Raw genomic sequence first — 13595 nt, forward strand, 5'->3', positions numbered from 1 at the left:
GCGCCCTACCCTCAGGCCCCCTGCTTGGTGACCTGAGTGAATTCCAGCTCGACCGGAGTTTCCCGACCAAAGATCGACACCGCGACCCGCAGGCGCTGGGTGTCTTCGTCCACACCCTCAACCATGCCGTCGAAATCTTCGAACGGACCATCGTTGACCTTGACCCGCTCACCGATCTCAAAATGTATTAGCGTACGCGGGCTATCCTCGCCTTCCTGCACATTGTGCAGGATCGCGCTGACCTCGGCGTCGCGCATCGGCATCGGACGCCCCTGCGGACCCAAAAACCCGGTTACGCGGTTGATCGAGTTGATCAGGTGGTAGCCCCGGTCGGACATTTCCATCTTGACCAATACATAGCCCGGCATGAACCGGCGCTCGGTCGTGACCTTCTTGCCGCGGCGGATCTCGATCACCTCTTCGGTCGGCACCAGAACCTCTTCGATCTGATCCTCAAGCTCCTGTTCGGCAACCGCCGTCCGGATCTGTTCGGCGATCTTCTTCTCGAAATTCGAGAGCACGCTCACCGAATACCACCGCTTCGCCATCTGGCCTCAACCCTTATTCCTGCGCCGGGCCATACCCCGCGTCTTTTTAGACTTCCGACCTGTGGGGTCGTTCTCCGAAACGAAAATCGGCGTGCAAAACGAATCATTGCACGCCCGTATGCGGAAAGTTGCCGTTGACTACCCGTCGCGCCGCCCGAGTTCAAGTGTGCCGGGCAGCTTTTCCCAACGTTTGGGCACGTCTCAGCCGAAAAACGTCAGCATCTCCTGCACGCCACTGCGGATCACGATGTCAACCAGCGCAAAAAATACCGCCGTAAGCGACGCCATGACAAATACCATGACAGTGGTCAGCAACACCTCGCGACGCGACGGCCAGACGACCTTGGCCACTTCCGACCGGACTTGCTGAACGAACTGGAGCGGGTTTGTGCGGGCCATGGATATCTTCTCTGTTAGGTTGGCCGCTGACATACGGGGTTGCGGTTCCGGTTTCAAGTGCGCACACACCCGCCCGCCTGTAGCGGGATCGTGATAGCAACACTGCGTCGCGACATGGAACCGGACGCCAACTAAATGCGTTCATGCGATTCCTTTTGTTTGATTTGTCTTTCCCTAATATTATCAACCGTTTGTGAACTCGGAATTCGACGGGAACGAAATTCGTATTTGCTGGTTGTCCTTTCATACCACGGCGCATGACGATGAGAGCGCCGGGCGAAAACGATAAAGGAGTACCATTATGAAACGCTTTATGATTGCAACCGCCCTTACCCTCAGCATGGCCGGTGGCGCTATGGCCGCGACCGAAGGCGAGATCGTCCAGATCGAAAGATACCTGCCCGATGTTGACGCGTCGACGCTCACCGATACTCAGGTTGCGAGCGCCATGAACATCATCAACAGCAGCGACATGACCAGCGAAGACATCGCCACACTGCGCAGCGTTGTAGAGGGAGCTGAATTCAAGGCTTCGCACTCATCTTCCTCGATGCTAAGTGCCGAAGAAATCGCGATACTTCAGCCGTATACCCCCGGCGTTGATCTGACCATGGTGTCGCGCGCTCAGGCACAGCCCGCTCTGGCAGTGATCAACAGCGGTGAGGCAAATGCCGATATGGGCGGCACTGTCTCTGCGATTATCATCGGCACGGACGAGGCCATCGGCGAAGGCAATTCAGCCACCGCCGGTCAGGTTGCTGCCCTCAAGCACTTCATGCCCGATCTGGATGTGAGCGCGCTGTCCGAAGCCCAGTTGAAATCGGCCCTGGCGGCGGTGAACAGCGGTACGGGTACCAACGAAGTCCGCTCCCAGCTGGAGACGATTGCGAAAAGCTGATTCAATTATCGGCCTAAGTGAATGCCTAAACAACAAAGGGGGACCATCTTTGGATGGTCCCCCTTTCTCTGTGCCGCAAGGACTTTTACCGTCTTTCCCCGCCCCCAGCGCACGAATGGGAAAATTCCGTTGCGGAACGCTTCCTATCACCGTCGATGAAGCGCCCAGACCTCTTGCATCCCGCGCGCGACACGCCATGCTGCGCGAAAACCCAAGGGGGCATTGCTGAAATGAACTGGCTGACCGACTACAAAATCCCGGTGGGGGATGTGGCCGAGGCCGTCTTTGGCTGGCTACAACAGAATGGTGGCTGGTTTTTTGATGGTTTGGCACTGGGCCTTGAGGCGATGATCGACGCAGTGCTCTGGGTGCTGCAGACGCCGCCGACGCTGTTGGTGATCGCCGCCTTTGTGGCTGGAACATGGGCCTTGCAGCGAGGCTGGAAAATTCCGCTTTTCGTGGGCCTCGGGTTCCTCTTCATCGTCAATCAGGGCTATTGGGAAGAAACAACCGAAAGCCTGACCCTCGTCTTGTCAGCCTGTGTTGTCTGCATGGGCGTGGGTGTTCCCATTGGTATCGCTGTGGCGCATCGGCCCAGATTATATGCCGCGATGCGTCCAGTGCTGGACCTGATGCAGACGCTGCCAACCTTTGTATACCTCATCCCGGCGATCGTGTTCTTTGGCATCGGTATGGTGCCAGGGCTGATCGCCACGGTGATCTTTGTGGTGCCTGCGCCGATCCGGCTGACCCATCTCGGGATTTCCAGCACCCCTACAGAGCTGCTGGAAGCAGCCGAGTCCTTTGGCGCGAAACCCAGCCAAACCCTTTGGAAAATCGAATTGCCTTATGCCCTGCCGCAAATCATGGCGGGGTTGAACCAAACAATCATGCTGTCGCTGTCGATGGTGGTGATCGCAGCACTTGTAGGTGCCGACGGGCTGGGCGTCCCGGTGGTGCGGGCGCTGAACCGCGTCGACACTGGCCTCGGATTCGAAAGCGGTTTTGTCATTGTGGTGGTTGCCATCATGCTGGATCGGATGCTGCGGGTGGGTGACAAATGAACAAGGCAGTTTCATTCGACAAAGTCTCGATCGTCTTTGGCCCGAAACCCGAGGCGGCGCTGCCACTGATGGACCGAGGACAAAGCCGGTCCGAAGTGCAGCAGGCGACCGACCAGATCCTGGGCGTGCACAATTGTTCGCTTGATGTGGAGGAAGGTGAGATCCTGGTTCTAATGGGGCTCTCAGGATCGGGTAAATCGACGCTGCTGCGGGCCGTCAACGGGCTGAACCCGGTGGCACGCGGTGCGGTGAGGGTGAATGACGGCGGCATGATGGTCGACGTTACCAAATGCAACGCCAACGCCCTGCGCCGCATCCGCCAGAGCCGTGTGGCCATGGTGTTCCAGCAGTTTGGTCTGCTGCCCTGGCGCACGGTTGCCGAAAATGTCGGGTTTGGCCTTGAGCTGGCCGGCGTCCCCACAGCGGAACGGGCGCAGAAGGTTTCAGAACAACTTAGCCTCGTGGGACTATCCGAACGGGCGAACGCCAAAGTGGCGGAACTGTCCGGCGGCATGCAACAGCGCGTGGGCCTGGCGCGGGCCTTTGCCACTCAGGCGCCGATCCTACTGATGGACGAACCATTCTCAGCGCTCGACCCGCTGATCCGATCGCGCCTTCAGGATGAATTGCTAGACCTGCAACGCGATTTGAAACGCACGATCATCTTCGTCAGCCACGATCTCGACGAAGCCTTTAAACTGGGTGGCCGGATCGCAATCATGCAGGGTGGACGCATCGTGCAATGCGGCACCCCACGCGAGATTTTTTCAGCTCCAGCCTCAGACTACGTTGCCGATTTTGTCGCAAACATGAATCCGCTCGGAGTACTGACCGCACGCGACGTGATGCTGCCTGCAAAACCTGCGGGTCTACCTACGGTGAATGCCGAGATGCCGGTGCGGGATGTCATGGCCCAGCTTGCGGGGCGACCTTGGCTGGCTGTTGAACAACTAGGCACGGTGATTGGCAGTGTCAGTGCCGACTCTATCGTTGCCCGGTTGAGCGCATAGGCTAGCGGCTGACCCCAAGAATTTTCGTACGAAAATTCTTGGGGTATACTTCGAGTGTTGCGGACTATTCAGCCGCGATCTTGTCCTGCGTTTTGGTGTCAAAATCCGAAGCGTCATGGCGCTCGCGCAGCTGGGTTTCCGGCTCACCAAAAGCGCGATTCACCATACGCCCACGCTGTACGGCGGGACGGGCGTCGATCTCGGTCGCCCACCGCAACACATTCGCATAGCTTTCCACGTCAAGGAATTCGGCCGCAGAGTAAAGCCGCCCCAGAACAAGCTGCCCATACCACGACCAGATTGCCATATCGGCGATGGTATAGTCGGGGCCCGCAAGATAGGGCGTTTCGGCCAGCCGCTTATCCAGAACATCTAGCTGACGCTTGGTCTCCATCGCGAAGCGGTTGATCGGATATTCCCACTTTTCCGGGGCGTAGGCGTAGAAATGGCCGAAACCGCCCCCCAGATAGGGCGCGGACCCCATCTGCCAGAACAGCCAGCTTAGCATTTCGGGCCGCGCCGAAGGGGCCCCCAGAAAGGCGCCGAACTTTTCCGCAAGATGCAGCAGAATAGCACCGGATTCAAAAATCCGCACCGGGGTATCGCCACTGTGATCCATCAACGCTGGAATCTTGGAATTCGGATTCACGCTGACAAAGCCGCTGCCGAACTGATCCCCATCGCCGATCTTGATCAACCATGCATCGTATTCGGCATCTCTGTGTCCTGCGGCCAGAAGCTCTTCGAACATCACGGTGACCTTGACCCCATTGGGCGTCGCCAGTGAGTAGAGCTGGAACGGGTGTTCGCCCACTGGCAGTTCCCGATCCTGGGTCGGACCGGAAATAGGACGATTGATGCTGGCAAACTGGCCACCGCTCGCGGCGTCCCAAGTCCAGACTTTGGGCGGGGTATAGGTATCGGTCATGGCAGAGGCGTCCTTTGATTTCTGCATCGAAAGAGAGATGTCCCGACACAAGATATGCAGGCGAGCAGAAAATGCCAGACGCGACCTCGGATTCGATACCTGTATCACGGCACAAGCTCTGTCCGGTGGGCAAGAACTTCGCCCCATTCGCTGTTGCTGCGGCGTTCAGAGCACGCCAATCTCGGCCAGCGCCCCAGCAAGTTCAGGCGGCAGCGCGTCCTCATGCGCCCGGGCGCCGGACAGGTCCACAGGCGCGTCGCCAGGGGCGAGATAGCGCCAGCCCTGAAACGGGCGCCGCGTGGCGGGGGTGGTGCGGATCAATTCCGGGTCCAGGACGATGGCACAGCGCCGTATGCCGTCGGCGCTGTCATGCTCATCCAGCCGCAGGATACGCTGGCGACATTGCACCAGCCCCTTGATCACCCAGTAGATCGAACCGCCGTTCAGCACGTCGGCCTCGCGGCGCGGCCTCATTCGGGTGACATGGCGCGGCAAACCGTCCGCTGTCTGCGCTCGGCCCGATGCCTGCCAAGCGGCGAGATCCTCAACCGACTCGGTGCCGACGCTGAGCTTCAGGATGTGCGTGATTTTATCCACAGTGATATCCCCCAAACCTTCCCCAGCGGCAGAACATATGGTATGTAGTTCACCCTGTTCTCCAAGCGCTGGTATGCTATCTCGCAGATAATCCTATTGCACGCCGAATCCAAGGGAATCGCCACATGACCCGCTTTGCAGCCCCCATCGCCGAACAGATCTGGGACATGAAGTACCGTCTGAAAGAAACCAACGGTACACCGATAGACGCCACAATCGAAGGCACCTGGCGGCGTATTGCTCGGTCTCTGGCCGAGGTCGAGGACGCGCCCGCGGTCTGGGAAGAGAAATTTTACGCCGCGCTGGAGGATTTCAAATACCTCCCCGCCGGGCGAATCATCGCCGGTGCCGGCACCGGGCGGGCCGTGACGCTGTTCAACTGCTTTGTCATGGGCACGGTCCCCGACAGTATGGGGGGCATTTTCGAAATGCTGCGCGAGGCGGCGCTGACCATGCAGCAGGGCGGCGGCATTGGCTATGATTTCAGCACGATCCGACCCAAGGGTGCAGGGGTCAAGGGCGTGGCGGCGGATGCCTCGGGCCCGCTCAGCTTTATGGATGTGTGGGACGCGATGTGCCGCACCATCATGTCCGCCGGCAGCCGCCGCGGCGCGATGATGGCGACCATGCGTTGCGATCACCCCGATATCGAAGGCTTTATCGCTGCCAAGGCGGACTCGGCCCGCTTGCGCATGTTTAACCTGTCGGTGCTGATCACCGATCCCTTCATGGATGCGGTTAAGGCGAACGGCCCCTGGGATCTTGTGTTCGGCGGCACCGTCTACCAAACCGTTCAGGCCCGCGACCTATGGAACCGGATTATGAAGGCAACCTATGACTACGCCGAACCCGGCGTAATCTTTATCGACCGGATCAATCAGGCCAACAATCTGAGCTATGTCGAAACCATCGCCGCCACCAACCCCTGCGGCGAACAGCCCCTGCCCCCCTACGGCGCCTGTCTTTTGGGGTCGATCAACATGGCCCGTCTGGTTACGGACCCGTTTGGCGATGCCGCCGGACTGGACGAGGCCGCGCTAAGCGAGCTGGTCGCCACCGCCGTGCGGATGATGGACAATGTCGTCGATGCGTCGAAGTTTCCGCTGCCGCAGCAGGCCGAAGAGGCCCGCAACAAACGTCGAATCGGTTTAGGGGTCACTGGGCTGGCCGACGCCCTGCTCATGGTCGGTCTGCGCTATGGCTCTGAAGAGGCGGCGCGTCAAACCGAGCAATGGCTGCATGCGATCGCCCGCGCCGCATATCTGGCGTCGGTGGATTTGGCAAAGGAGAAAGGCGCGTTTCCACTGTTTGACGCCGACGCCTATCTCTCAAGCGGAACCATGCGCGGCATGGATGACGGAGTGCGCGCGGCCATCCGCGAACATGGTATTCGCAACGCCCTGCTCACGTCGATTGCGCCCACCGGGACGATCTCACTGTTTGCCGGCAACGTGTCTTCGGGGATCGAGCCGGTGTTTGCCTATGCCTACACCCGCAAGGTACTGCAAAAGGATGGCACAAGAACCGAAGAAGAGGTCGTCGACTACGCAGTGCAGATGTGGCGCGACCGGTTCGGCGACGCGCCCTTGCCCGACTATTTCGTGAACGCCCAGACGCTTGCGCCCCTGGACCACGTGCGGATGCAGGCGGCGGCGCAGAAATGGGTGGATTCGTCAATTTCCAAAACGATCAACTGCCCCGAGGATATTTCCTTTGAAGATTTCAAAGAGGTTTATCTAGAGGCTTGGGATTCGGGATGTAAGGGCTGCACGACTTACCGGCCGAATGATGTGACCGGGTCAGTTCTGTCGGTGTCGGAGGAGAAGGTTCAAGGACGCGGAGACTTTGCTTCTCACATAAAAGCACTTTCCAGAACAAAGAACATGAGCTTGAGAACAATTTCCACTGAGGCGGGGCTTGGCCAGAATTTTCTACAGCAAATGCTGAGGGATGGGAAATCCCCGTCGTTAGAAAACGCTGATAAAATCGCAAAGGTTCTGGGCATACCAGTGACTGAACTGATGCCTCAAACGAATGCACCCGAAGTCGTCACCACCTCCGATTCCGAACCACAGCAGCCTCATGGTGATGTGGTCTACATGACAGAACCGCTAGACCGCCCCCAGCAGCTTGAGGGCAACACCTACAAGCTCAAATGGCCCGACAGCGAACACGCGATCTATCTGACCATCAACGACATCATTGTCGGCGGCCGCCGTCGCCCGTTCGAGGTGTTCATCAACTCCAAGAACATGGAGCATTTCGCCTGGACCGTGGCCCTGACCCGCATGATCTCGGCGGTGTTCCGACGCGGCGGCGACGTGACCTTTGTGGTCGAGGAACTGAAGGCCGTGTTTGACCCACGCGGCGGCGCCTGGGTCAAAGGTAAATACATCCCCTCTATCCTCGCCGCCATCGGCGGCGTGATCGAAGAACACCTGATTTTCACCGGTTTCCTCGAAGGCGAAGGCATGGGCCTGAAATCCGACCCCCAAGCCCAAGCCATCGGTCGCGACCAACCCCGAGGCAAAGCCTGCCCCTCCTGCGGCCAATTTGATCTACGCATGCTCGAGGGCTGCATGACCTGCGGGAGCTGCGGTCACTCAAAGTGTTCTTAGCGAATTACTAAGTTCAGTTGTAGGCAGTCCAAGGAGAAGCGTGCGCAGAGAAAACTTAAAAGCGTGCGCAAAACCTTGGAGGTGCTTGGATTTCTACGCTGCCTCAGTCACAAGTCGCTGAAATAAAAGGGAAAAGAATCGCCACCTTCGTTCCTTTCCCTTTTTCAGATGCAGCAAAGAGCGCTTAAAGGTCCGTCGGTATGTCTGAGCGCAGTTAGACACTCCCACACTCTTCCCCATCGGGAGAGAGGGCGTTGACCGATCGGGCCCTCGATTTGGCGGACAGCTTTTTTCAGCTTATGACACAGTGAAGGGACATCGTGCGCGGCGTGAAATACCGTTCGTGGAAATACGCGGCATCCTCATCGGTGATGTAGTACTGCAGGCAGTGAAACCAGAAGCGAGCGCATGATCCTCGAATAACGGTCCTGCTCGGCATCACACTTCGCAATTCAGCTGTACTGCCGAACCGGGAATGGTTCGCTACGAAACTGAAAACAAATAGGGCGGAGCATTCGGCCCCGTTCACCTGTTGGAGTTCACCCGCGGTATTAACCTACTGCTGAGTCCACTTCTGCCCGGAGAAACACTTTTCCATAGTCAATCTCGTCAGGGCTGAACGGCTCAATGCCAGCGGCCGCGAGAGCGCCTGACATGTTTTGCCAAGATCTACGATGCGCTTTCGCCATTGTCCGGAATGTGTAGAATTTCTCGTGGAACTGAACTGAGTCCGCCTCGGTGAAATACCGTTGCATGGCGCGGGTGCGAGGGTTTTGAATTGTGGTCGCCGTCGTGTGACCATTTGATACTAGTCTGTTCAGGAACGCGGGCTGCCCGATGCCCACGGTCTTGGCAAACAGTTCCAAAGACATGGCGGGCGGCCCATCGTCCGAGAAAGTCGCTGATACTTCGTCGTGATATACGTAGACAGCCTTGTACCCATCGAAGTCGGAGTGATTGCCGACCCGTCGGATCCGGCCTGCCTGGATTGCCCTGACGATATCGCCGGGTCGGATCTTCAATCGCGCCGCAGATTTCGAGATGTGTGCCCATCTGTGCTGGGCCTGCCGGAGAGGCTCGGCTCCGGCAAGCAGGCTGTCGATGAAGGCCTGCCCTTCCCGAGGATCCCAGATGTTCTTTGTAGTGGCGTCCGTCAACTTCGGAGCGAGGACACCATCCTCCGCCAGCCGGTCGAACTGGGATCGTGACATGCCGAGACCTTCGGCAAAGGATTTTGCCGGCAGCAGGGTCGTCAGTGAATCGAGCAGGGGCGCGGCCGCGGCCGCGTCGAACACGGCCCATGCGTCGGGACGGTCGTCGTTCAGGATACCAGCGCTCTCGAGCATCTTCCGCATACGGCGTGGATCGATCCCGGTCTCCCGGGCGGCGGAGCGCACCGAATGCAACCGTCGCCGCTCCACCGGTTCCCCGAGCAGATCATCTCCGGCATTAAGGGGCCAGGTTTCAAGCAGGTGATCCCGCAGGATGGCCCGGAAGGGAGCATATGCAGGAACATCGGCGTAATCACGGGACAACCGATCGTACAGAACCGGATAGATTGCCTTGGGTCCCTGATGGGGATCTCCGGGCAGGTCCTGTAGGCGCTGCAGGGCGGTCGTGATGGACTTTGGACCATGCCGGGCGACTTCATAGCCCATTTGCAGAAGCGCCCAGCGATCCTCTGGATCGACGTCGGATGGTGCTGTGGTCTCGTGGCGCATGCGGGCGCTGCCCAACAGAAAACAGAATGTGGAAGCTGCGTGCAGAGGATGCATATCCAGCCAGCCGTTTCCTGGCCCATCAACAAGCCTTGCTTCCAGCCATTCGTCGAAGTCCGTCAGTTCACGGATCTCACGGTCAAAGTCACCGGCAACGATGGCAGGCGCGATAGACCGGAATTGCGCCACGGTGTCATATCGCGCGAAGGGCTGGGTCTCTCGCCACAGCGGGACCAGCGGGTGCTCATGGGACAGGCAGATGGTCACGTCCGGGACGAGACAGTGTCCGCGAATTGCCATAGAATGCTCCGGTGGACGTTTCGACCCAAATGCATCCTGTCTCAGGCAGATGGGACATCCCCGGATTTCGGGTTTGCGGATGGTTTTTGCCGGAAAGATTTCGCCGCAAAGCTCGTGGCGACGACCTTCAAGTTTCGTTCCAGACCAGCGTTCCAGGCACTCGTGATCAGCCCCGCCCAACAAGGCCAGTATCTTGATCGTATCCTGTTCACCGTCCATAACGCGCTGGAAAGAGACCCCCAGTTCAATGCCAAAGTCCCGTGCGTTGACCCCGTTTGCGGCCGCCAGCCGTGACATGTAGGAGAGCGCGGTTTCCCGCGGGACGGGCTCCGTCTTGAGAGGGAGGGGCGCGATATCGGTCATGAACTGCTCTTGTTGCTCGCTTCATGACCCAGCTATGCCACGTTTCGGCAAGCGCAAGCCAACACCGTGTTTTTCTGGCAGCCTTTCAGACCAAGCCGGATACACAGCGACAATTCTCAATCAAAATTCGAATACGCAGTCAGGCATAGCCCACCTAGACCATACAGCAGGATCTGAGCGTTCCATTTACGCAATGGCGGGAAAGGGCGCGCATCGAAAGAAGGGCAGGATAGCCGACCTTGCATAGCTGCTAAGCGCGATCGCCCGTCGGGACGCAACCGGCCTGGATCCGCTCTCGGTCATGGTCGTCATCGCTGCCATGCAGCCAGCGCGTTACTTAAACCGCACGCCGAAATTGACTGACTTTGCCTTGGGCACCGCTGGTCCGGCTTTGCGCCTGGCAACGGTAAACTATGCTGCGCCCTTCCATATGTCGGGCGTGACATAGACGAAACTCTCATCGACGCCGACCATGACATCCCCGTCCTGAATATTGATTTGGAGCTTCATCGAGCGGCTGGCCAGTTCTGCCAGTGCGGACGTCTCCGTTTCAGGGAAATTGATCACCTCGAGGTTGTCGAAACGGGTCGTGCCGTTCCTGACCTTGTCCCACCACATTTCGGCATTCCTGCCGCCATAAGGATAGACAATGACCTTCCCGGCTTTGTTGCAGGACTGATGTAAGACCTTCTCGCTCGGAAGCCTCAGCGCCACCCACAGATCGATCTCCCCGCTCAGGCTCTTTTGCCAGATGTCCGGCTCGTCGTCCGTCGACAATCCCTTGGTCATTTCCAGATGGTCGCGGGCATTCAGGGCAAAAGCGAGGATGCGCACCATCAGTCGCTCATCTGTTTCCGAGGGGTGTTTTGCAACGGTCAGTTTATGGGTCTCGTAGTAGTGGCGATCCATGTCGGAGACCGACAGCTCAACCTTATAGATGGTGGCATTCTGCGCCATGATCTTTCCCGAATCTTTGAGGATCGGGATGCCTACCTTGTCCGGCAGTCCTTGGAAAGCAGACAATGCTTCCCCCGAAAGACCGGCCAAGACGCTTGACGTCCGGGTGGAGGGCATCACGGCTGGCAAGGCCGCTCTGCGTTCTGCAACACGCCGTCGTGACCGCCTTGGCAGGGGGCGAATCGAGCCTGACAAGATGCGTCCCATTTCGAACAGTACGTCATGACTACTCTACCCAACAACTTCGACGTACCCGGCCCAGCCGCCATGGAGAACAGGCGCAGACGCCACCTTGCCGCTATCCGGAAGTAGCCGTTTGTTTTAATCGAGCTGTGAAGAGATTGGCCGCCTGTGCAGCGCGCAAAAGCCTTTGAAGGCATTGTTGAGACGTCTACTGTCGCCGACATGAGGAAACGGGATCACATGCGCGCATTCTTTCGGCGCGCCACGGCGCTTGCAGCCTTTGTTGCACTGCTCTGGGCGGTCCAGGTCGTAAACTGGATCATCGGCTACGGCTTCAACCCGGCCTTCGGCCTGATCCCCCGGCACGTCAGCGGATTGGATGGCGTCATCGCAATGCCCCTTCTGCACGGAAGCTTCACGCACCTGATGGCCAATACGCCGCCGCTATTGGTGATGGGTGGGCTGCTGGTGGCCACTGCCACGCGGGCCTTGCTGGCCGTGAACGCCGTGGTGATCGGCCTCGGCGGCGGTCTCGTCTGGCTGTTCGGAAGCTCCGCCATCCATATCGGCGCGTCAGGTCTGGTCTTCGGCTGGTTCGGCTTCCTCGTGGCGCGCGGCCTGGTGGATCGCTCGCCGGTCACGCTGGCCGCGGCGCTACTGGTTGGTGCCCTGTACGGCTCCATTCTCTGGGGCGCTCTGCCGGGCCAACCTGGCGTCTCATGGGAGGCCCACCTGTTCGGTGCCATCGCGGGCGCTGCGGCTGCATTCCTTTTACGAACACACGTCCATGCTCCGCGCCTCGGCGCCGTCAATCAGGAATGAAGCAGCACACTTTCGGCCCAGAGCCGACCTTTAGCATTGCATCGCGATGCTGCGTTGCGGCACGCCGAAGCGGATGTTTACACGGTTGCCAACACCAACTGCACGAACCAAGATATCGTCGATAGAAAACTAATGATTGAGACTGGTGAATCATAGTGACCGAATTCCTGACAGAGCAAGATCTCCGCGATCGCATCCGCAAGGTGATGGCTGGAAGCCGCCCCAGAATGTGCGTTGCCTTCCTCGGCCCAGATTGGGTCGAGGAAGTTTTTGAAGGGAAGTTGCCGAAAGATGCCCAAGTGATCTGCGATCTGCGGATGGGTTTCACCGTCCGCGCAGCGCTACAGGCAGGGGGTGCGCCGAATAATGAACGCCTTCGCTACCTCCCAGATACTGAGATGCATGCAAAGGTCTACCTATCAGATGACGGTGCCGTAGTCTGCTCGGCGAACGCGACGAACGCGGCGCTTTCGGGCAGGTGCAGGATCGAGGACGGCATCTGGGTGAAGGCTGGCGGCGCAACGCATAAGAAAATCTGTAAACAATTCGAGGAGCGCTATGAAGCAGCCGAGCAAGTCAACAATTCGGCCCTTGATCGAGCCCCGGTATGTTTTGGCCGACCAAACTTGGCTGAGGGCCTTACACTCGTAGAAGCCCTTCGGAGTGACCCGATTGCGTTTCAGAGCGTTTACTTTGTTTGCTCCACCGATGTCGTGGTCCCGGAAATCCGCACCGCGGCAAACAGACGTCTTGATGAGGAGGACGGCCAGTCGGATCCGCAATGGGAAGTCGGTCGTCCCGGTTCACGTGATTACTTTTCGAACTGGAATATCGCACCAACCGACTGGCCTGCGCTGTTCTTCTCCGTCCATCGTGGTCCGCAAGGCGGTTTTTACTTGAGCAAGCATGACAGTCCCAGATTCTTCAAGGACGTCCAAGCAATAGGCAGGAGCGATCGGGAGGACGTCTTCGTTTCGCGCAAGCTCGATTGGCGCGCCGCCGGCCCCGCGTTCGGCGGCCTACCACAGCTCGCAGGCCACGGAAAATGTCGAGACGAATTGCGGGCGATGTTCCTGACGGAGGATTCGTTCGAGCCCTTTGAAGGTGAAATTCTGACGGGCCCTGAATTTGCGGATCGTCTGTTCCAAACCCGGATAAGAACGTCCGGTTAACCTCATCGGCTCAGCCGC

General features: G+C 58.7%; 12 protein-coding genes. 6 read left to right on the plus strand and 6 right to left on the minus strand.

Going from position 1 to position 13595, the window contains the following annotated elements; all coding sequences use genetic code 11:
* Window positions 1-11: 11 nt before the first annotated feature.
* Together nusG and secE are read right to left on the minus strand one after the other, a co-directional pair.
* On the minus strand, window positions 12-548 hold the full coding sequence (gene nusG / locus IMCC21224_RS14865) for a transcription termination/antitermination protein NusG (RefSeq protein ID WP_047996008.1): 537 nt from the start codon (window positions 546-548) through the stop codon (window positions 12-14).
* 201 nt (window positions 549-749) lie between these two features.
* On the minus strand, window positions 750-947 hold the full coding sequence (gene secE, locus IMCC21224_RS14870; RefSeq protein WP_047996009.1) for a preprotein translocase subunit SecE: 198 nt from the start codon (window positions 945-947) through the stop codon (window positions 750-752).
* Window positions 948-1248: 301 nt separating this feature from the next.
* Between secE and IMCC21224_RS26565 the strand changes: the two genes are divergently transcribed.
* The 3 genes from IMCC21224_RS26565 to choV all read left to right on the plus strand — a co-directional run bounded on the left by IMCC21224_RS26565 (window position 1249) and on the right by choV (window position 3919).
* Window positions 1249-1845, plus strand: a complete 597-nt coding sequence (locus IMCC21224_RS26565) for a hypothetical protein (protein WP_053078989.1) — start codon at window positions 1249-1251, stop codon at window positions 1843-1845.
* A gap of 230 nt (window positions 1846-2075) precedes the next feature.
* Window positions 2076-2909: a choline ABC transporter permease subunit gene (gene choW / locus IMCC21224_RS14880; protein ID WP_047996010.1), complete on the plus strand. Its 834-nt coding sequence runs from the start codon at window positions 2076-2078 to the stop codon at window positions 2907-2909.
* Window positions 2906-3919 (plus strand): choline ABC transporter ATP-binding protein, encoded by a 1014-nt coding sequence (gene choV, locus IMCC21224_RS14885; RefSeq protein WP_047996011.1) that lies wholly within the window; start codon window positions 2906-2908, stop codon window positions 3917-3919. The genes choW and choV overlap by 4 nt, the downstream gene beginning before the upstream one ends.
* A gap of 64 nt (window positions 3920-3983) precedes the next feature.
* Here the strand turns inward: choV and yghU are convergent, their stop codons facing one another.
* Both yghU and IMCC21224_RS14895 read right to left on the minus strand, forming a co-directional pair.
* On the minus strand, window positions 3984-4847 hold the full coding sequence (gene yghU, locus IMCC21224_RS14890; protein ID WP_047996012.1) for a glutathione-dependent disulfide-bond oxidoreductase: 864 nt from the start codon (window positions 4845-4847) through the stop codon (window positions 3984-3986).
* 165 nt (window positions 4848-5012) lie between these two features.
* Window positions 5013-5444: a DUF1489 family protein gene (locus tag IMCC21224_RS14895; protein ID WP_047997161.1), complete on the minus strand. Its 432-nt coding sequence runs from the start codon at window positions 5442-5444 to the stop codon at window positions 5013-5015.
* A gap of 125 nt (window positions 5445-5569) precedes the next feature.
* Here IMCC21224_RS14895 and IMCC21224_RS14900 point away from each other — a divergent pair, with 125 nt between their 5' ends.
* Window positions 5570-8062, plus strand: a complete 2493-nt coding sequence (locus IMCC21224_RS14900) for an adenosylcobalamin-dependent ribonucleoside-diphosphate reductase (protein ID WP_047996013.1) — start codon at window positions 5570-5572, stop codon at window positions 8060-8062.
* Window positions 8063-8613: 551 nt separating this feature from the next.
* On the opposite strand, the gene IMCC21224_RS14905 is transcribed toward IMCC21224_RS14900, so the two are convergent.
* Together IMCC21224_RS14905 and IMCC21224_RS14910 are read right to left on the minus strand one after the other, a co-directional pair.
* A complete protein-coding gene (locus IMCC21224_RS14905; protein WP_047996014.1) occupies window positions 8614-10443 on the minus strand; it encodes a TniQ family protein in 1830 nt (609 codons plus the stop codon).
* A 411-nt stretch (window positions 10444-10854) separates the two neighbouring features.
* Window positions 10855-11400, minus strand: a complete 546-nt coding sequence (locus IMCC21224_RS14910; RefSeq protein ID WP_047997162.1) for a YaeQ family protein — start codon at window positions 11398-11400, stop codon at window positions 10855-10857.
* A gap of 423 nt (window positions 11401-11823) precedes the next feature.
* Here IMCC21224_RS14910 and IMCC21224_RS14915 point away from each other — a divergent pair, with 423 nt between their 5' ends.
* Together IMCC21224_RS14915 and IMCC21224_RS14920 are read left to right on the plus strand one after the other, a co-directional pair.
* Window positions 11824-12405: a rhomboid family intramembrane serine protease gene (locus IMCC21224_RS14915; RefSeq protein ID WP_047996015.1), complete on the plus strand. Its 582-nt coding sequence runs from the start codon at window positions 11824-11826 to the stop codon at window positions 12403-12405.
* 155 nt (window positions 12406-12560) lie between these two features.
* Window positions 12561-13577: a hypothetical protein gene (locus tag IMCC21224_RS14920; protein ID WP_047996016.1), complete on the plus strand. Its 1017-nt coding sequence runs from the start codon at window positions 12561-12563 to the stop codon at window positions 13575-13577.
* Window positions 13578-13595: the final 18 nt, after the last annotated feature.

This window comes from Puniceibacterium sp. IMCC21224, assembly GCF_001038505.1.
Classification (GTDB): domain Bacteria; phylum Pseudomonadota; class Alphaproteobacteria; order Rhodobacterales; family Rhodobacteraceae; genus Puniceibacterium.

What these genes read in the sequence shown, in the direction of transcription:
- nusG (WP_047996008.1), bottom strand. Translation starts at nt 548, where the DNA reads ATGGCGAAGCGGTGGTATTCGGTGAGCGTGCTCTCGAATTTCGAGAAG.
- secE (WP_047996009.1), bottom strand. Translation starts at nt 947, where the DNA reads ATGGCCCGCACAAACCCGCTCCAGTTCGTTCAGCAAGTCCGGTCGGAA.
- IMCC21224_RS26565 (WP_053078989.1), top strand. Translation starts at nt 1,249, where the DNA reads ATGAAACGCTTTATGATTGCAACCGCCCTTACCCTCAGCATGGCCGGT.
- choW (WP_047996010.1), top strand. Translation starts at nt 2,076, where the DNA reads ATGAACTGGCTGACCGACTACAAAATCCCGGTGGGGGATGTGGCCGAG.
- choV (WP_047996011.1), top strand. Translation starts at nt 2,906, where the DNA reads ATGAACAAGGCAGTTTCATTCGACAAAGTCTCGATCGTCTTTGGCCCG.
- yghU (WP_047996012.1), bottom strand. Translation starts at nt 4,847, where the DNA reads ATGACCGATACCTATACCCCGCCCAAAGTCTGGACTTGGGACGCCGCG.
- IMCC21224_RS14900 (WP_047996013.1), top strand. Translation starts at nt 5,570, where the DNA reads ATGACCCGCTTTGCAGCCCCCATCGCCGAACAGATCTGGGACATGAAG.
- IMCC21224_RS14905 (WP_047996014.1), bottom strand. Translation starts at nt 10,443, where the DNA reads ATGACCGATATCGCGCCCCTCCCTCTCAAGACGGAGCCCGTCCCGCGG.
- IMCC21224_RS14910 (WP_047997162.1), bottom strand. Translation starts at nt 11,400, where the DNA reads ATGGCGCAGAATGCCACCATCTATAAGGTTGAGCTGTCGGTCTCCGAC.
- IMCC21224_RS14915 (WP_047996015.1), top strand. Translation starts at nt 11,824, where the DNA reads ATGCGCGCATTCTTTCGGCGCGCCACGGCGCTTGCAGCCTTTGTTGCA.